Origin of the sequence: Algoriphagus sp. NBT04N3 (genome assembly GCF_019443765.1) — a bacterium.
GTDB lineage: Bacteria > Bacteroidota > Bacteroidia > Cytophagales > Cyclobacteriaceae > Algoriphagus > Algoriphagus ornithinivorans.
In genome coordinates this window covers 37,501-55,913 of sequence record NZ_CP048415.1, presented here as the reverse complement: position 1 = coordinate 55,913, position 18,413 = coordinate 37,501, and the positions used below count along the sequence as shown (strand labels likewise).

General features: G+C 39.8%; 19 protein-coding genes and 2 rRNA genes (1 of these 21 running past the window's edge). 9 read left to right on the top strand and 12 right to left on the bottom strand.

Annotated features, from left to right (window positions below; all coding sequences use genetic code 11):
- Positions 1 to 7: 7 nt before the first annotated feature.
- The 7 genes from GYM62_RS00290 to GYM62_RS00260 form a co-directional block, all read right to left on the bottom strand.
- Positions 8 to 895 carry a hypothetical protein gene (locus GYM62_RS00290; protein ID WP_144607367.1) on the bottom strand — a complete coding sequence of 296 codons (888 nt, stop codon included), beginning with the start codon at positions 893 to 895 and terminating at the stop codon, positions 8 to 10.
- An 80-nt stretch (positions 896 to 975) separates the two neighbouring features.
- On the bottom strand, positions 976 to 2,085 hold the full coding sequence (gene dnaJ, locus GYM62_RS00285) for a molecular chaperone DnaJ (RefSeq protein WP_219957868.1): 1,110 nt from the start codon (positions 2,083 to 2,085) through the stop codon (positions 976 to 978).
- 2 nt (positions 2,086 to 2,087) lie between these two features.
- Positions 2,088 to 2,645 carry a nucleotide exchange factor GrpE gene (locus GYM62_RS00280; RefSeq protein WP_091654968.1) on the bottom strand — a complete coding sequence of 186 codons (558 nt, stop codon included), beginning with the start codon at positions 2,643 to 2,645 and terminating at the stop codon, positions 2,088 to 2,090.
- A gap of 76 nt (positions 2,646 to 2,721) precedes the next feature.
- A complete protein-coding gene (obgE, locus tag GYM62_RS00275) occupies positions 2,722 to 3,717 on the bottom strand; it encodes a GTPase ObgE (RefSeq protein ID WP_219957867.1) in 996 nt (331 codons plus the stop codon).
- 77 nt (positions 3,718 to 3,794) lie between these two features.
- On the bottom strand, positions 3,795 to 4,367 hold the full coding sequence (locus tag GYM62_RS00270; protein WP_219957866.1) for an adenylate kinase: 573 nt from the start codon (positions 4,365 to 4,367) through the stop codon (positions 3,795 to 3,797).
- A 21-nt stretch (positions 4,368 to 4,388) separates the two neighbouring features.
- A complete protein-coding gene (gene hpt, locus GYM62_RS00265) occupies positions 4,389 to 4,922 on the bottom strand; it encodes a hypoxanthine phosphoribosyltransferase (protein ID WP_219957865.1) in 534 nt (177 codons plus the stop codon).
- A gap of 2 nt (positions 4,923 to 4,924) precedes the next feature.
- The gene (locus GYM62_RS00260) at positions 4,925 to 5,833 is read right to left on the bottom strand and encodes a M20/M25/M40 family metallo-hydrolase (protein WP_219957864.1); all 909 of its coding nucleotides are present in this window, start codon (positions 5,831 to 5,833) and stop codon (positions 4,925 to 4,927) included.
- Between the two features lie 171 nt (positions 5,834 to 6,004).
- Between GYM62_RS00260 and GYM62_RS00255 the strand changes: the two genes are divergently transcribed.
- The 5 genes from GYM62_RS00255 to GYM62_RS00235 all read left to right on the top strand — a co-directional run bounded on the left by GYM62_RS00255 (position 6,005) and on the right by GYM62_RS00235 (position 10,822).
- Positions 6,005 to 7,294 carry an OmpA family protein gene (locus GYM62_RS00255; protein ID WP_219957863.1) on the top strand — a complete coding sequence of 430 codons (1,290 nt, stop codon included), beginning with the start codon at positions 6,005 to 6,007 and terminating at the stop codon, positions 7,292 to 7,294.
- 126 nt (positions 7,295 to 7,420) lie between these two features.
- Complete coding sequence (locus GYM62_RS00250) at positions 7,421 to 8,713, top strand: OmpA family protein (RefSeq protein WP_219957862.1); 1,293 nt, start codon at positions 7,421 to 7,423, stop codon at positions 8,711 to 8,713.
- Between the two features lie 67 nt (positions 8,714 to 8,780).
- Entirely contained in the window at positions 8,781 to 9,425 is a 645-nt protein-coding gene (gene upp / locus GYM62_RS00245) for a uracil phosphoribosyltransferase (RefSeq protein ID WP_219957861.1), read from the top strand.
- A gap of 3 nt (positions 9,426 to 9,428) precedes the next feature.
- Complete coding sequence (locus GYM62_RS00240; protein ID WP_219957860.1) at positions 9,429 to 10,367, top strand: calcium/sodium antiporter; 939 nt, start codon at positions 9,429 to 9,431, stop codon at positions 10,365 to 10,367.
- A complete protein-coding gene (locus GYM62_RS00235) occupies positions 10,364 to 10,822 on the top strand; it encodes a hypothetical protein (protein WP_219957859.1) in 459 nt (152 codons plus the stop codon). Before GYM62_RS00240 ends, GYM62_RS00235 begins: the two co-directional genes overlap by 4 nt.
- On the opposite strand, the gene sdaAA is transcribed toward GYM62_RS00235, so the two are convergent.
- On the bottom strand, positions 10,811 to 11,719 hold the full coding sequence (gene sdaAA, locus GYM62_RS00230) for an L-serine ammonia-lyase, iron-sulfur-dependent, subunit alpha (RefSeq protein WP_219957858.1): 909 nt from the start codon (positions 11,717 to 11,719) through the stop codon (positions 10,811 to 10,813). The two genes, GYM62_RS00235 and sdaAA, sit on opposite strands and share 12 nt — an antisense overlap.
- A gap of 34 nt (positions 11,720 to 11,753) precedes the next feature.
- The gene (locus GYM62_RS00225) at positions 11,754 to 12,158 is read right to left on the bottom strand and encodes an OsmC family protein (RefSeq protein ID WP_091654979.1); all 405 of its coding nucleotides are present in this window, start codon (positions 12,156 to 12,158) and stop codon (positions 11,754 to 11,756) included.
- 71 nt (positions 12,159 to 12,229) lie between these two features.
- Here GYM62_RS00225 and GYM62_RS00220 point away from each other — a divergent pair, with 71 nt between their 5' ends.
- Together GYM62_RS00220 and lipA are read left to right on the top strand one after the other, a co-directional pair.
- Positions 12,230 to 12,958: a hypothetical protein gene (locus GYM62_RS00220; RefSeq protein ID WP_219957857.1), complete on the top strand. Its 729-nt coding sequence runs from the start codon at positions 12,230 to 12,232 to the stop codon at positions 12,956 to 12,958.
- Positions 12,959 to 13,013: 55 nt separating this feature from the next.
- Positions 13,014 to 13,892, top strand: a complete 879-nt coding sequence (gene lipA, locus GYM62_RS00215; RefSeq protein ID WP_219957856.1) for a lipoyl synthase — start codon at positions 13,014 to 13,016, stop codon at positions 13,890 to 13,892.
- A 74-nt stretch (positions 13,893 to 13,966) separates the two neighbouring features.
- On the opposite strand, the gene GYM62_RS00210 is transcribed toward lipA, so the two are convergent.
- Positions 13,967 to 14,977, bottom strand: coding sequence for an IS30 family transposase (locus GYM62_RS00210; RefSeq protein WP_219956726.1), 1,011 nt, complete (start codon positions 14,975 to 14,977; stop codon positions 13,967 to 13,969).
- A gap of 713 nt (positions 14,978 to 15,690) precedes the next feature.
- Between GYM62_RS00210 and GYM62_RS00205 the strand changes: the two genes are divergently transcribed.
- Both GYM62_RS00205 and GYM62_RS00200 read left to right on the top strand, forming a co-directional pair.
- A complete protein-coding gene (locus GYM62_RS00205; RefSeq protein ID WP_219957855.1) occupies positions 15,691 to 16,086 on the top strand; it encodes a transposase in 396 nt (131 codons plus the stop codon).
- Positions 16,086 to 17,033 carry an IS3 family transposase gene (locus GYM62_RS00200; RefSeq protein WP_219957854.1) on the top strand — a complete coding sequence of 316 codons (948 nt, stop codon included), beginning with the start codon at positions 16,086 to 16,088 and terminating at the stop codon, positions 17,031 to 17,033. Before GYM62_RS00205 ends, GYM62_RS00200 begins: the two co-directional genes overlap by 1 nt.
- A gap of 164 nt (positions 17,034 to 17,197) precedes the next feature.
- Here the strand turns inward: GYM62_RS00200 and rrf are convergent.
- Positions 17,198 to 17,309: ribosomal RNA gene (rrf, locus tag GYM62_RS00195) — 5S ribosomal RNA — on the bottom strand.
- A 146-nt stretch (positions 17,310 to 17,455) separates the two neighbouring features.
- Positions 17,456 to 18,413 (bottom strand): 23S ribosomal RNA (locus GYM62_RS00190) (it continues 1,914 nt past the right edge of the window).

Here is an 18,413-nt window from a genome sequence, read left to right as displayed (position 1 = left end):
AAAGGTTTTATTCTACTGTCAAAGAACCTACTCCAACATCAACAATCAATTCTAGTAAGTTGGGGTCATCAGGGTCATACCCTTTAGACACGTAGGTCTCATCTCCCAAAGAACGTAAATATTTTGGGATAGAAGTTCTGCACATAGCAGTTGTTCGGACTTTTATCCTAACTGGAAAGTTTTCAGGGGGAAGCTTAAGTTTCAATGTACCGGCGCCTACTGCTGCAATGACACTTGATGGCGAGGACATTCCATCGCTAAAATTCAAATTCAAGTTTCCATAATTAACCTCAAAAATCATTTTTTTGGCATTGGTGAAATTAGCCGACTGTACATTTACAGTACCCATATTTAAGGTAACCAACAATGTATCCATCCTGACTCTATTAGGATCTTCATTCCCGTAGTGGATTTTCACATCGGCGCTGGCACTCTTAACTTTTAATTGGCTGATAGGCAGCTGTGCCAAGTCAAATTCTGCTTTCCCTACTCCTAGAGTGAAATCCAAGTGATATAGAAAATTGGAGTTTAGACTGATATCCCAACTATGTCCGAAATCATCATTTCCTGAAGAAAAAATTTTTGAAGTGATGCTTTTACCCAGATTATCGGACTCCACATTTTTATGTACGAGAGAAGAATACAAAATATTATCGCTAACCTGATGTGAAAAATAAGGCAGAATATTAGCCTTCTCCAAGTGACCATGGATAGCGATAGGGTCTGAAATCCTTACCCTTTTAAGATGTGTAGAGCTTTTATAACTAGAGAATTCGAATAATACTAAATCGAAGCCTTCTTTTTCAGGAGCTCGGTACTCCTTAATCAACTGCGCGTTACTTGCACCTACCCCACCTAAGATTACTAGAAAAAGCAGACAGAATTTTCTCAGCATACGGATAGGTTACGACTTGACATGGAAAAGGTTTTTAAAAATATAAAAAAAGCCAGAATTGCTTCTGGCTTTATCAAATTTTAGAAAAACTCTTTCATTTTATCAAAGAAGGATTTGTCTTGTCTTCCTGGATCCGGTTTGAAATTTTCGGAATCTCTCAAGGCTTCCAAAGTCTGTCTTTCTTCTTTAGATAATTGAGTAGGAGTCCATACATTGACCATAATCAACTGATCTCCTTTGGTATAGCCATTAATATCTTTGATTCCTTTTCCTTTCAGTCTCAGCATTTTTCCAGACTGAGTACCCGGATCTATTTTGATTTTCACTTTTCCATCAATGGTTGGAACTTCCACAGAAGCCCCCAAGGCAGCATCTAAGAAAGAGATATAAAGATCGTAAATGACGTTATTTCCATCTCTTTGAAGTGTATTATCCTCAACCTCTTCTATCACTATTAAAAGATCGCCGGGGATTCCTCCTGGAATTTCATTTCCCTTTCCGGACATACTTAATTGCATTCCTTCAGCTACTCCTCCAGGGATATTGATAGAAATCACCTCTTCTTTGATGATAAGACCTCTGGAATCTGCTTCAGCAGGTTTTTTATCTACTATTTGGCCACTTCCTCCACAAACACCGCAGGTGCTAGCAGAAACCATCTGGCCAAGCATGGTATTTACCACCTTTTTTATCTGTCCAGATCCTTGACAGGTCGAACAAGACTTGAATGTAACGCCAGGGGCAATGACATGCCTTTTAACTTTGATTTTTTTCTCTACACCATTGGCTATTTCCTGAAGGTTAAGCTTCAGTTTTACACGAAGGTTTGTACCTTTTTTGGTACGTCTACCTCCACCACCTCCACCAAAGAATGAGGAGAAACCTCCCCCGCCTCCAAAAATATCACCAAACTGGGAGAAGATATCTTCCATATTCATACCTCCTCCACCGAAGCCTCCGTTTCCACCAAGGCCTTGATGACCGAATTGATCATAGCGCTGTTTCTTCTCAGGATTGCTTAGAACCTCGTAGGCCTCTGCAGCTTCCTTAAATTTTTCTTCAGCTTCTGGATTATCCGGGTTTTTATCGGGGTGATATTGGATTGCAAGCTTTCTGTAAGCCTTTTTGATCTCGTCAGCTGAGGCGCTTTTGCTTATACCCAATACCTCATAATAGTCTCTTTTTGCCATAATTACGCTCCTGTCACAACTTTGGCAAAGCGAACCACCTTATCTCCTAAGGTGTATCCTTTCTCTACCACGTCAATTACCTTTCCTTTCATTTCTTCACTCGGTGCTGGAATCTGAGTAATCGCCTCTTGAGTGTCGGCATCAAAAGGTTGCCCTATCAAATCACCCATTGGTTTTAACCCTTTGTTTTCCAATATTTTCAAAAGCTTATGGAAAATCAACTGATTTCCTTCACGCACTTTTTGAGCATCTTCCTCACTTTCATTTGCTTTGAAGGCCCTTTCAAAATCATCAACAACTGGAATCAAATCTCTAAGCACATCTTCAGAAGCAGTTTTGATCAAGTCCAGTCGTTCTTTCGCATTTCTCTTCCTGAAATTTTCAAAATCAGAATAGAGTCTCAGATATTTATCTTTTACCTCAGCTAATTCAGATTCAAGTTTCGCTAAAGAATCATCTGCTGTAGAATCAGTTTCTTGCTCTTGAGTCACTTCCTTTTCGGGAGTTTCCTCTACTGTCTCTTGAAGATTGTCTTTTACTTCTTCTTCCTTATTTTTCATAAATTATAAATCAATAGCTGGTTTATTCTAACTCATCAATATTATTGCCATAGAGCTCAACCTGACAAAGTGGCACTTATCCTTGTTGGATAGCCTGCCAAATCATATCCTTTAATTTATCCAGGTTGGTTTGGGCTACGGCTGAAATGAAAACAGATGGTATGCCCTCAGGCAATTCATTTTTCATTTCGGTCATCAACTCATCATCCAACATATCTGATTTGGAAATTGCCAGTAATCTCTGCTTATCTAAAAGCTCAGGATTATATTTTTCAAGTTCTCCCAGTAATATTTTGTATTGTTTTTTGATATTATCCGCATCTGCCGGGATAAGGAAAAGAAGGATGGAATTTCGTTCTATATGTCTCAAAAATCTTATCCCAAGGCCTTTTCCATCAGCTGCACCCTCAATAATTCCAGGGATATCAGCCATCACAAAAGACTTGTCATCTCTATATGCCACCACTCCCAAATTTGGCACGAGAGTAGTGAACGGGTAATCTCCTATTTCAGGCTTTGCTGCAGAAATTGATGAAAGGAGGGTGGATTTGCCTGCATTAGGAAAACCTACTAAACCAACATCAGCTAATAATTTGAGTTCGAGAATAATCCATTCTTCAATACCTGGTTCCCCAGGTTGAGCAAAGTGAGGGGCCTGATTGGTAGCAGATTTAAAATGATCATTTCCCAAACCTCCTCTTCCGCCTTTGGTGAGGATTACTTCCTGTCCGTCTTCAGTTATTTCAAATCTTTTCTCTCCAGTCTCGGCATCTTTTGCGACTGTCCCTAATGGAACTTCCAAAATGATATCTTTTCCGTCAGCTCCAGTGCGTCTTCCACCTTCGCCCGATTTCCCAGACTCAGCGATGACGTGCTTTTTATATTTCAAGTGAAGCAAAGTCCATAATTGGGCATTTCCTTTTAATATGATATGGCCTCCCCTGCCACCATCTCCGCCATCAGGACCACCTTTCGGTACATGTTTTTCCCTTCGAAAATGAAGAGAACCTGCACCTCCGGCACCTGATCTAGAACAAAACTTAACGTAATCTATAAAATTGGAATCTGCCATAATTTGCTTTAAATAAAAATGGCTAAGCAATCAGCCTAGCCAAATTTCGAATTGCAAAATTAGCAATTTTAAAGGAATCAGTAACTATCAATAACCTTTGTGATGTCTGAGAAGATTTCATCGATAGCACCTACTCCATTGATTTTTTTGAACTTCCCTTGTTTTTCATAATAATCAGCAACGGGGAGTGTTTCATCTAAGTAAACCTTGATTCTAGTATTTATTTTTTCATCGTCTTGATCATCCACCCTACCAGAAGTCTTACCTCTTTCTTTGATTCTAGCTTTTAGCACGTCTTCCGGTACATCTAGAGCAATCATTCCTGATATACTCATACCATGCTTTTCAAGCATTTCATCAAGTGCTTTAGCTTGAGCAGTAGTTCTTGGAAATCCGTCAAAAATAAATCCTTTGGAGTTTTTATTGGAAGCAATTTTTTCTTCTACCATCCCAATTACAACTTCATCAGGCACCAAACGCCCTTCATTCATGTATTTTTTTGCCAAGTTTCCCAATTCGGTCCCTTCGCCTAAGTGTTTTCTAAAAAGGTCTCCAGTAGATAGATGCGTCAGTCCGTATTTTTGAATCAGCTTTTCACTTTGAGTGCCTTTCCCAGCTCCTGGAGGGCCAAATAAAACGATATTATACATTCTAATTTTTTTAAATTCGGATCATTTTAACTGATAAATTTCAGGAAGTTCTCTCCCATATCCATCATAATCCAATCCATAACCGACCACAAATTTATTGGGAATTTCAAAACCCACATAATGAAGCGGGTAATTAAAACGAAAAGCATCTGGTTTAAATAAGAGTGTTGCTATAGAAACCGAGGCAGGATTATGGGTTTTCAGGGTATTTAAAAGGAAATTCATGCTAATTCCTGTATCAACAATATCTTCCACTATCAAAACATTTTTTCCTTCTATCGGGTCATTTAATCCCATTACTTCCTTTACTTTTTCTTGAGATTCAGTTCCAGAGTAGGAAGAAATCCTGATGAAACTAGTTAAAAGCTTAACGCTTTGAACCTCTCGACATAGGTCTGCAAATATGATGAAAGAGCCGTTCAGTACTCCTAACATCACTAGCTCCTGCCCATGAAAATCTTTTGAAATCTCATTACCAAGCTCCCTCAGCCGAAGTTTGATTTCTTCTTCCCTGATGAAAACCTGAAAACTTTTATCTTTTATCTGAACATCCATTATTATAGTGAATCCATTAAATATTTATGCATCTCAATCATTGACTGCAGATCTTTCAAAGATACTTTTTCATCTGGAGTATGCACATTTTCTTCTGCAGCACCCACAAACACCCAGTCAATTGCATAAGGTGAAAATTGAACCTCTCTTCCATCACTTCCTCCATATGCTTCCACTTCCAATTGAAAAGGAATTCCACTTTTTTCAGCAAGAGAAATCACTTTATCTATGAATTTTTTTCGAGGTATAAATTTATCTCGGATTGAAATAACAACTCCGTCATGTGGCAAGACACCTTCTGTCACCCAAGTTATATCGGCTATTAAGGCTTGTCTTACAGGTGAAGTTTCTTGAATAAATTTCAATAAAAACGGCATACTTCCACCACCGTGCTCCTCATATGTAGTAAAAACGACCCATCCATCTTGGATTGTCTCACAAACTTGCAATGCGGTGTATAGCCCCAACCTGTTGTCTAAATAGGCAGCCTGAATAAATTCTTCATCAATTCTTGCATTTTGAGAGAATGCTAGTCTAGTACCCCTTTCAATTGCACGTGGAAAATCATGCAGGGGAGTATCTTCATCTCCAATTAATTTACAATGGATTTTACCGAGGGAATCTTGGCCAACAAGTTCTGTCTCCTTGATAAACTCTGGACCTCCCACTGGAATCAGTTGATTTTCATACCGTACCATGAACCCAATGGTATCCATATGTGCAAAAAGAGCTGTACGAGGAGTCCCAAACTTCAGTAAAATACAATCGTGAAATTCTTCACCGAAAAACACTTTAGGCTGAACATTCCAGAATCTTTGCCGTTTATCAATGTATTCTAAGATAAAATTTGCAGTGTCTTGCTCATCGCCGGAAACACCGAATTTTTTCAATAAATCGAATAATAATTTCATATTGGCATTAATTATGTAAAGTTTTTGTTGTTATTTGAAAAAAATCGCAAGGATTATTTTATTTGTTAATTGGCATTTAAATAATTCATCTAGATTTGCAGTAAATTAAAAGTTTATAAATTTGTATTCACATCAATCAAACACTTAAAATTTGAACAAAAATTTTTTGTTATGAAAAAACTAATACTCTCAACACTTATGGCAGGAGCCTTGGCTATTGGTGCCAGTGCTCAAGACTACGACAAGTTGTCTTTGGAAATTAATGGTGGCTTTAACAAGCCAATGGCTCCATTAGCTCCTCAGTTCTTATCACCTACTTTAAACATTGGACATGTGGACTTTGGAGTTCGATATATGTTCAATGAAAAATTTGGAGCGAAACTCGATTATGGTTTCGGATCCATGAGCGAAGCGAACGGTAACAGAGTAAACAGCCTTCAACCATTTGACACAAACTATTGGAGATTAAACCTTCAAGGTGTGGCCAATATGGGAAGAGTCTTAAACTTTGAATCATTTAGCAGATCATTCGGCCTATTGTTGCACGGTGGTGCAGGTATGGGTGCTGTGAAGCCACAGAGCAACAGATTTGCTGGAACCAATGATATCGTATACAATTTAATATTTGGATTAACTCCACAATTAAAGTTATCCAAAAATATTGCCTTGGTTGGTGACATTTCTACTATCTTGAATGGTCGTCAGACTGTATCTTGGGATGGATCTACTGAGATTCTTCCTGATCTAGAGAATGGTTACTACGGTACTAACGGTACTTGGTGGACTGGTACTATTGGATTGAACTTCTACTTAGGTAAAAGCGAAGAGCACGCTGACTGGTATATTGCAGCTGACAAATACGCTACAAAAGAAGAGCTTGCTTCTCAAATCAACGGAATCAAAGATATGTTGAAAGATTCTGATGGTGACGGAGTTCCTGATTACTTAGACAAAGAACCAAATACTCCTGCTGGAGCAAGAGTTAATTCCGCTGGTACTACTTTAGATTCCGACGGTGACGGTACACCTGACCACTTGGATAAGTGTCCATTCCAGCCAGGACCTGCTTCTACTAACGGATGTCCGGTTGAAGAAGTAAGAGAAGAAGTTGATTATTTGAAGAAGGCTATTAATGATGGTTATGTAAATGTTTACTATGCTTTCGATAGCTCCAAGCCTTTAGGCTACTCTATTAGCGCTGCAAATTATGTAGCTAACTTCTTGAAAAGAAATCCAGGTGTATCTGTAGAAATCAAAGGATATGCAGACGAATTAGGTCCAGAAGATTACAACATGAAGCTTTCTGAGAAAAGAGCTAAAGCAGTTTATGATATTCTAATCGCTGCAGGTATTAATTCCTCAAGACTTTCTTACAAAGGATATGGTGAAGATACTAGCGTAGACAAATCTTCTGCAGATGCTAGACAAATGGCAAGAAGAGCTTCTTTCGAAGTAAAATAATTGTAAATACAATACAATAAAAACCTGATCGTAATGGTCAGGTTTTTTTTTGCCCTATTTAAGCCTATTGAACCTGAAAATTTCAATATCTTTGAGACACACCCTTAAAAAAATCCTCACATAACCATGAAAAAAGTAATTCTAATCTTGGTTTACCTGTGTCTGTCTACAATAGGGTACGCACAGAAAGAGTTTAACCAATGGAGTATTGAAACAAGTGCCGGCTTTAACAAAGCGATGTCTCCCTTAGCTCCTCCGTATTTAACCCCCACTTTGAATATTGGGACTATAGATGTTGGAGCCAGGTATATGATCAATGAAAAGTTTGGATTAAGAGGACTTTTAGAACTTGGTAATTTTTCAAGTATAAAAAACTTAAACCCATCCTTTCAGACAAATTACTTGCACTTTGGAGTCATGGGAGTTGCCAACCTAGGGCAAATCTTGAACTTCCAGTCATTTACAAACAGAATTGGTTTATTAGGATCTTTGGGGATTGGAGTCATTGGAATGAAATATGTCACTACTCCACTTCCGTTTACAAAACCTGAATACAGCCAGACAATCAAATCTGGATTCACTGGGATGTACAAAATCACAGAAAAATTAGCTTTAACTGGAAGAATTGACATCAATTTTAATGGCCGTCAAACTTATACATTTGATGGATCGAGATATAACGCCTCAGAACCTACAAATTTTCCAGAGCCACCATACGTTCATGCTACCGGTATTTGGTGGACTGGAACCTTAGGGCTAAACTTCTATTTAGGATCCAAAGAGCAACATGCTGATTGGTATATAAAACCTGATCCCTATTTAACAAAAGATGAACTTGCAAGTCAAATATCAAGTATCAAGGATATGTTGAAAGATTCTGATGGAGACGGAATCCCGGATTATTTAGATAAAGAACCTAATACACCTATTGATGCTAGGGTAGGAACTGATGGGGTAACCTTAGATTCTGATGGAGACGGCCTTGCTGATCATTTGGATAAATGTCCATTCTTACCTGGACCCGCTGCAACTTCAGGATGTCCAGTAGAGGAAATAATAAACAAAGAGGACTACTTGAAAAAAGCAATTCAAGACAAATACGTCAATGTCTATTTCTCATTTGACTCTTCAAAACCGCTGGCATTTTCTATCTCCTCAATTCAATATGTTTCTAACTTCTTGAAAAGAAACCCAGGTATAAAATTAGAAGTAAAAGGATATGCCGATGAATTAGGGCCAGAAAACTACAATTTGAAACTATCTGAAAAAAGAGCCCAAGCAGTTCATGACCTATTAATTAAATCAGGAATAGACGCGGCAAGATTGACCTTTAAAGGATATGGCGAAGATACAAGTGTTGACAAAAATTCAGAAAATGCCCGACAAATGGCTAGAAGAACAAGTTTTGAAATAAAATAATTTGCACGAAATAAAAATCTGAAAACCCGGCCTCCATCAGCCGGGTTTTTTCTATTAAATTAGCTCCATGTTCATCTTAGCAAATCAGCCATCTATAGCTAATCAATTCATAGCAGAAATGCGAGATATCCGAGTCCAGCAAGATAGAATGAGATTCAGAGAGAATTTAAAAAGACTTGGAAGCATTTTGGCATATGAGATTTCAAAATCCTTTCCATACGAAGAGAAAGAAATAACAAGTCCACTCGCAAGCTCTAACACTTTATTACCTTCGTCGCAACCTGTCTTGATAGCTGTCTTAAGGGCATCTCTTCCCTTTTATAATGGATTTTTGAGCGTTTTTGATCAATCTGAAAGTGGATTTATTGGAGCTTTTAGGCAAGAAAACACAAGTGATGAAATCCAGATAAACTTAGGCTACCACGCTAGTCCTTCTTTGGATGGAAAAATCGTCATCTTGGCAGATCCAATGCTTGCAACAGGAAAATCATTTCTTGCATCCATTGAAAAATTATTAGAACACGGAACACCATCTAAAATCCATATTGCTGCTGCATTTGCTGCTCCAGAAGGTATTCAATACTTACAAAATCACCTGAAAATCTCACACCAATTTTGGATTGGTGTGGTTGATGAAAAATTAAATGCTCAATCTTATATAGTTCCTGGGCTTGGAGACGCGGGAGATTTGGCATTTGGTCCTAAACTTTAAATAATGATTGCATATTTATTACTGGCTCTAGGTCTAATCATATTATTGGTAGGCGGAAAATTTTTGGTTGACGGAGCTTCAGCGATTGCCGTTAAATTGGGAATGAGTAGTGGATTGATTGGACTAACGATCGTAGCCTTTGGCACCTCTGCGCCTGAGTTACTAGTGAGTGTTAATGCTGCCTTAAAAGGAAACAGCGATATTTCCATAGGAAATGTGGTAGGCTCAAATATTGCAAATATAGGCTTAGTACTAGGTTTAAGCGGAATATTTTACCCCATCATGATCAAAAGTTCACACCTTCGATTTGATTATTTGGTTACTGTTTTGGTTACTATTTTATTTTTCATCCTAGGATTAAACGGATTAATTGGCCTTTGGGAAGGAATACTTCTATTTAGTGTTTTTATTCTATTCAACTTTTATCTATTTAAAAGTTCCAAAGGAGGGATTGCTGATGATAAGGAGGTAGAAGCAGAAATAGAACAGGTGAAAGGTTACAGTTGGCTAATTTCGATAGCACTTTTTTCAGCAGGAATTATTGGGCTTTATTTTGGGTCAGAACTTCTGGTTGAAAATGCAGTTAAAATATCCAGAGAATTCGGAGTTTCAGAAAGAGTAATTGGGGTTTCAATTATTGCTATTGGAACAAGCTTACCGGAACTGATCACCTCAATAATGGCAGCTCTTTCTAAACGTACTGATTTAGCCTTGGGTAATATTCTTGGAAGTAATATCATGAATATTTTATCTATCATTGGAATTACAGCAATCATACAGCCTATTGGAGTTTCTGAGGATTTTCTGGATGTAGATTTTCTTTGGATGATAGGTATTACGCTTCTATTATTTCCTTTAATGAAAACAAAAATGCAAGTTTCAAAAATTGAAGGTTCTATTCTATTTGGAAGCTATTGTCTTTACATGTTTTTCCTGTTATGAGTGAGGCTGTAATAACATTTTTAGGAATTTATTTCCTTAGCTACTTTAAATTTATAGCAGGGCCAGTTTTAGGTTCTGCAGCAGGTTACAGTATTGGGTTAACTATCTTAGTCACTGTAGCAGGAATGATGTCTAGTGTATTTTTGTTCACCATGCTTGGTGAAAAATTCAGGTCCTATCTAGCTTTGAGGTTTTATAAGGATAAGGCTGTTTTTTCTAAAAAGAATAGAGCAATTGTGAAGCTTTGGAAAAAATATGGTGAAATAGGGATAGCACTTGCTACCCCATTAATTCTGACTCCAGCGGGTGGAACTTTGATTTTAGTTTCTTTTGGGACTCGGAAAAGAACAATTTATTTCCATATGCTGTGGTCATCTATCCTTTGGGCTACTTTTTTCAGCCTTACCATAGATAGAATTCTTTCAATTCCATTATTTCAAAATTTACTCGGGTAATTCTTCATCTGGCAGGATTTCAATATCCTGAATCAATACTCTTTTCGATATCTCTTGACCCGTAAGGGTTGCCGCTAATCCTCCCATAGCTGTCTCCTTGTACTTGCTTTCCATAGAAGCGCCTATTTCCCCCATTGCTTCAACACATTCATCAACAGGGATAACGGCATTCACATTTGCCAAAGCAATCTGAGCAGAACTGAAAGCAATACTTGCAGCACTGGCATTTCGAACCACACATGGAACTTCTACCAGGCCTGCAACAGGGTCACATACCAAACCCAACATACACTGGATAGTGACTGCAACAGCCGTAAAAACTTGATCTATATTTCCTCCAAGGCAATAAACAATTGCTCCAGAGGCCATAGCGGCTGCTGAACCCGTTTCTGCCTGACATCCTCCTACAGCACCTGCCAAACTTGCTCTTTGTTCAATAATCAATGCGATGCCTGCACCTACAAGGAGTCCATTTACTATTTGTTCATCTGAAAGCGAATGGATTTCCTGCAACGTCACCATTGTTCCAGGTAAAATTCCGGAGGCTCCAGCAGTGGGAGCTGCCACAACTCTTCCCATACAGCTATTGACTTCTTTGGCTGCCAATGCTCTGGAAATGAGTTTTTGAAACTCAGGAGATAAAACTGTCAATGGGTGATTAAAAACTTTCTTAGCCCCATTATCTATCATCCCACTGTTGGATTTCATATCTTTTTCAAGCCCGGTCTTTACAGCATCTTTCATGACCGAATAGGCTTTTAACAAACCAGCTAATATTTCTTCTTTATTGGCGCCTTTTTCCTCACATTCATATTCAATGACAGATTCTTCTAGACTGATGTTTTTATCTAAACAATAGTCTTTCCATCCTTTAAAATTTTCAAAGAGATAGCACATAGGTTTTGGGTTTATATTATTTAAAAAGGAGACTTTAGAAATTAAAATTGATGGTTTGTTTAATTTCTGAATCTAAGCTTAATGCTACTGGGCAAGTTTTGGCTGCATTTTTCAGTTTTTGAATCAATACCGGATCGCTGATTGGATCTTCCCATTGAAAATCAACTATAATTTCAGCTATTTTTCGGGGATTGGATTGCATTACTTTTGTAACCTCCCAATCCAAACCATCTAATTTGTGACCATTATTTTCTGCAACTATACCCATGATTGTAACCATACAGGAGCCTAGAGCTGAAGCCACCAAGTCTGTAGGAGAAAAAGCTTCGCCTTTTCCATTATTATCAACGGGAGCATCTGTAAGTATGTTCTTACCTGATTGTAAATGCGTTGAAGAGGTTCTCAAATTTCCTAAATATGAACTTTTTATCGTGGGCATAAACTCTTACTTTTAATTTTCAGTTAAATACTTGAGTTCAAAAATAATTTAATATTTCCTACCCACAGTCAATGAGCAATTTTAAAATCCTCTTTTTTATTTGGTTTGCCTTCTTGGCTAACAGTGCTCTGGCACAGCGGGAAGATGCTGGAAACTATGAGTATGACAGAGAATTCCTTTTTGGTTTAAATAAAAACACCAATGGAGGATTAATTGGAGGTTTAGTTTTTAAGGTCGGTACCCGAATAGACGATCAACAGTTTTCTTTTCTTTCTGTAGAACTTTCCAATGTTAAAAGCCCAAAAGAAGTACGCTATAATACAGTTCTTGGCAATAGCTACATATTCGGAAAATCGAATTATCTATACTCAATTCGGCCTCAATACGGGCGGGAAATAATTCTTTTCAAAAAGGCACCAAATCAAGGCGTTCAGGTTTCTGCATTAGCAGCCGTAGGCCCATCAATTGGTTTGATTGCCCCATATTATATAGAATATGCAGTGAATAGACTTGAAACAGTAAGAGAGCAATATAATCCCGAGGTTCATCAAAGTAGATTTAACATACTCGGAACGGGTAGGCTTTTTGAGGGAATTGGTGAATCGGAATTAGCTATTGGGGGTAATTTCAAAGCTGCATTAAATTTTGAATTTGGGGTGTTTAGAAGTAATGTGACAGGAGTGGAACTTGGATATATGTTGGAGGGTTTTACCAGAGAAATCCCATTAATACCGACTTCTGAAAACAGGCAAATATTTCAGTCTGCCTATTTCACATTTTATTATGGTTTCAGAAAGTAGGTAAAATTGGGTTTTGAATTGATTACCTGTAATTTTGCCCTCAAATAAATCGACTATGATTGAATTGCCAGTGATATCCGAAGAAGCTACCAAAAGAAAAAAGCCTGATTGGCTTCGGGTTAAGCTTCCTATCGGTAAAGAATATGCAAAAGTCAGAAAACTAGTAGATGAGCATAAACTTCATACCATTTGCGAAAGCGGTAACTGTCCAAATATGGGTGAATGTTGGGGTGCTGGTACTGCTACTTTCATGATTCTTGGAAATGTATGTACTAGATCCTGTTCATTTTGTGCAGTAGCTACCGGAAGGCCTCCAGAATATGATGAAGACGAACCAAGAAGAGTTGCTGAAGCAATCAAGTTGATGGGAGTAAAACATGCCGTTCTTACTTCTGTTAATAGAGATGAATTGAAAGATCGTGGAGCTGAGATTTGGTATCAGACAGTTGTAAAAACAAAAGAACTTTCACCAGAGACTACCATTGAGACATTGATTCCAGATGTAAAATCTAACTGGGATGCTTTGTATAGAATGATCAGTGCGGGACAAGAGGTGGTCTCCCATAACATGGAAACTGTGGAATCTTTGTATAGAAGAGTAAGACCTCAGGCGAAATACAATAGATCCTTGGAACAAATAAAGCTTACCAAGGAGTATGGTAAAAGAACCAAGACAGGTATCATGCTAGGTCTTGGAGAAACTAAAGAGGAGGTTTATAAGGCTATGGATGATCTAGTGGAACACGGTTGCGACATCCTAACTCTGGGACAGTATTTACAGCCAACCAAAATGCATATTGAGGTGGCTGAATTCATTCATCCTGACCTATTCGACCATTATCGTGAAGAAGGCCTCAAAAAAGGCTTGAAATACGTTGAATCAGGACCATTAGTAAGATCTTCCTATCATGCTGAAAGGCATGTCAATGTTTAATAAAAATTAAAAAAAGCCGGCTAACAGTCGGCTTTTTTATTGTTTATTTTTTCTAATATTCAAATTAGCCGTGTTCAACTTATAAGTGCAACACCTAATTTTTGTTTGAGTTTTTGTATTGGACTAAGGTAATTAAACTTTCTAACGGGTCTGTTATTGATTTTAGCCTCGATTGCTTGTATTTGTTCTGTTGAGATTTCATTGAGGTCAGTTTTTTTAGGTAAGAAAGCTCTAATCAATCCTATTCTGTTTTCGACAGTTCCTTTATCCTGCGAAGTATACGGCCGAGTAAAGTAGGTTGGGATATTGTATTTGTCTCGAATCAAGTGATGGTTTGCAAAAGCCATGTCATTATCAAAGGTGATCGATTTGAAAAAGGAAGGCCCAATCCTTTGGATTCGCTTAGCTAATTTCTGTTCAATAGCATCAGCATTCTTACCGGATAATTTCTCCATAGTGGTAATCAGGGTAGCCCTATCTACCAAGACCAGAAGAGCAGACTGGTGGTTCTTACCCATCATCAGATCGACTTCTATATCGCCTATTCGCTCCCTTAGGGCTACAACAGCAGGTCGTTGTTCAATAGGCACTCTTTCCTTTATGATTCCTCTGGAATCTCTGTAATTGCCTCTTTTTCGCTTTCTTTTCCCATGGCGGAGGCATTTATAAAGCTCCCGATCTCTGGTCAATGACCAATGCTTACTTTTCTTGGCTTTCCAAATCCATTGATAAATGGTTTCATGGGACACGCCCGGGTTTCCATCCAATTCCCATTTGGCAGCAATCAATTCCGGACTCAGTTTTTCCTCCTTGAGCCAAACTCGAGCTTGTTCCTTTAGCTCAGCCTTGAAACGGATATTCTTGGGTTTAAGCTTATGCCGTTCATCGGTTCTGTTTTGAGCGACACGAGCGACATATTCACCCGCATTGCGCCCGCGTAGACCCGTGTTCCGACGAAGCTCCCGACAAATGGTGCTTTTATGAACTCCTAAAGCTCGGGCAATACCGGTCTGAGTCACCCCTTGTTTGATTAAAATTTCGATTTGGTACCTTTGCTCTGGGCTGAGATGATTGAATTTCTGCATGACAACACTAATTTAATTCTTCAGCCTAAGGAAGGAAGCCTAGGCTTCCTTCCTTAAACCTTTAGTGTTGCACTTATTACTTGAATCTGGGTTATCGATTGCCACCCTTTTCAGATTAATAAATACGCCCAGAGATCCATCCCTAAATCTGGATATGGCTTATGACTATAATTACTTCAATGAAGCAGTTTTCACCTGACGTTAAAGGGAAAGTTTGATGGGTTATTGGTTAATAAGTTGTTGAGTAATTTGTTATTGGAATATATCTTCAATTGAATTCTTTATTCTTTCAGCTTTCTCATTTAAGCCTTCATCCTTTCCAGCCTACTGCCTACTCAACCCTGCCTACTGTAATTCCCCTAAAACACAAAAACCCCAGCGGTTAGGCTGAGGTTTGAATAATGTGGCGGCGACCTACTCTCCCGTGCGCCGCGGCGTACCAGTACCATCGGCGCTGCAAAGCCATTCCGCCCTTTCAGCATTCTCACTTGAGCCTTCCTTTGGGAGATAAACCTCCAAACTTCCCTACTGCCTACTTAATACAGCCTACTGTAATTCCTCTAAAACACAAAAACCCCAGCGGTTAGGCTGAGGTTTGATTAATGTGGCGGCGACCTACTCTCCCGTGCGCCGCGGCGTACCAGTACCATCGGCGCTGCAAAGCCATTTGTCACTCCCTGAAATAGGTTGACCGTTTTTAAATCAGAATGAAGATGCTAAAAACGGGAAAAAGGATCAATTCACATCGTAAATTTTCTGAAGAATTTAAACGTAAATTGGTAGACGACTTCGAAAAAGGAGTCATGTCTGTTCCTCAAATGCAAAAGCATTACGGAGTTTGTAATGCTCTTATTTATCGTTGGATTTACAAGTATTCCACTTACAATGAAAAAAATATCAGAATCGTTGAGATGAAAGACAGCCAGACACATCGGTTAAAGGAACTCGAAGAAAAGGTCAAGGAGCTCGAACGAACTGTTGGACAGAAACAGATCATGATTGACTATTTAGAAAAGATGATTGACCTGGCCAAGGAAACCTATTCAATCGATATCAAAAAAAACTCCAACACCCCACTCTCTGGTGGTTCCAAACCAACAGGAAAGTGATGAGCTATTCTCTCAATGAACTCTATCGGACTGTTGGGGTCAGTAAGCAAGCAGTTCAGCAGGCCAAGCTAAGGCAGGATCGCTTTGACAGGGAGCTTGCCGAACTGGTAATTTTGGCCGATCAGCTGAAGGAGGAACATCCGGGATGTGGGGTGGAAAAGATGTATTATACCCTGAATCCGAATTGGATGGGCAGGGATCAGTTCTGTGAGATTTTCTTGGGACTGGGCTATGGAGTGAAGCGTATAAGAAACTATCATAGAACCACTTACAGCGGGAGCTGCCACTATCCCAATCTGATTGAAAGAATATCTGTTACCCGCCCCTTTCAGGTGATCCAGAGCGATATTACCTATTTTCACCTAAATGGGGAACACTATTATCTGGTGTTTATCATAGACGTCTACACCCGATTACTGGTCGGTTATTCGGTCAATGACCATATGAGGACCAAAGGCAATTTAGAAGCAATGACAATGGCACTGAAACAGTTGGACTTTCTGCCTTGGGGACTGATCCACCATTCAGACAGAGGATCCCAATACAGTAGCGGGGAATATACCCGATTACTGAAAACAAACTGTATCCACATTAGCATGGGGAAAGTCGCATGGGAGAACGCCTACGCAGAACGCATCAATGGAATCATCAAAAATGAAGACCTCAAAAGATGGAAGATCAAAGATATAAATGAGCTAAAGAGAAAGGTGAAAAAAGCGGTCAACAACTATAATACAAAAAGATTGCACAGAGCTTTTGATATGAAGTATACACCGATGGGATTCTACCAAAAAACACTAGATTTACCTGCCCAAGAAAGACCGACGGTGAATGTTTATACCGAAGGAAAGAAAAACTACTCGGGGGCATCGAGCCCCCAAGTAGTTTGCCCAAGAGAAGAACCTCTGGCTCATATATGCCCGATGGAATTTATAAATGAATGTTGAACCAAACGGTCAACGTTATTTAGGGATGTACAATTCCGCCCTTTTAGCATTCTCATTTCAGCTTTCAGCCTTTGTTGCTGACTACTGCCTACTCAACACTGCCTACTGCTACTGTAATTCCCCTAAAACACAAAAACCCCAGCGGTTAGGCTGAGGTTTGAATAATGTGGCGGCGACCTACTCTCCCGGGTGTAACCCCAGTACCATCGGCGCTGCAGGGCTTAACTTCTCTGTTCGGGATGGGAAGAGGTGGGACCCCTGCGCTAGGCCGCCTAATCTGTAAGTATGCAGTGATCAGTTTCCGGTCGGCAGTTTCCTGCTTTCCGATCCGATGCCCTGCATCTAATATTTTTTGTTCTTCGGTCTTCAGTCTTCCGACTGCTGACTCTTTTTAACATATATCGTAGAAACTGTAACACAGCCAGAATAAGCTTTTGGGCAATTAGTACTGCTCAGCTATGACATTACTGCCTTTACACCTGCAGCCTATCAACCTCATCGTCTCTGAGGGCCCTATTTGGAAGTCTCATCTTGAGGGGAGTTTCGCACTTAGATGCTTTCAGCGCTTATCTCTTCCCGACGTAGCTACCCGGCAGTGCAGTTGGCACCACAAATAAGTACACCAGCGGTCAGTCCAACCCGGTCCTCTCGTACTAAGGTCAGGTCCTCGCAAACTTCCCACGCCCGCAACAGATAGGGACCGAACTGTCTCACGACGTTCTGAACCCAGCTCGCGTGCCACTTTAATGGGCGAACAGCCCAACCCTTGGGACCTTCTCCAGCCCCAGGATGTGACGAGCCGACATCGAGGTGCCAAACCTCCCCGTCGATATGAGCTCTTGGGGGAGATCAGCCTGTTATCCCCAGCGTACCTTTTATCCTTTGAGCGACGGCCCTTCCATTCAGAACCGCCGGATCACTATACCCGTGTTTCCACCCTGCTCGGCTTGTCGGCCTTACAGTCAAGCTCCCTTATGCTATTGCACTCCTCGTACGGTTACCAAGCGTACTGAGGGAACCTTTGGAAGCCTCCGTTATCCTTTTGGAGGCGACCACCCCAGTCAAACTACCCACCAAGCAATGTCTCCCGAGCCGGGATTAGATACCAAACAAACAAAGGGTGGTATTTCAACAGTGACTCCACAGATCCTGGCGAACCCGCTTCATAGTCTCCCACCTATCCTACACATCATTTGTCCAGTACCAATGCTAAGCTGCAGTAAAGGTGCATGGGGTCTTTCCGTCCCGTTGCGGGTACACGGCATCTTCACCGTGACTACAATTTCACCGAGCTCATGGCTGAGACAGCGCCCAGATCGTTACACCATTCGTGCAGGTCGGAACTTACCCGACAAGGAATTTCGCTACCTTAGGACCGTT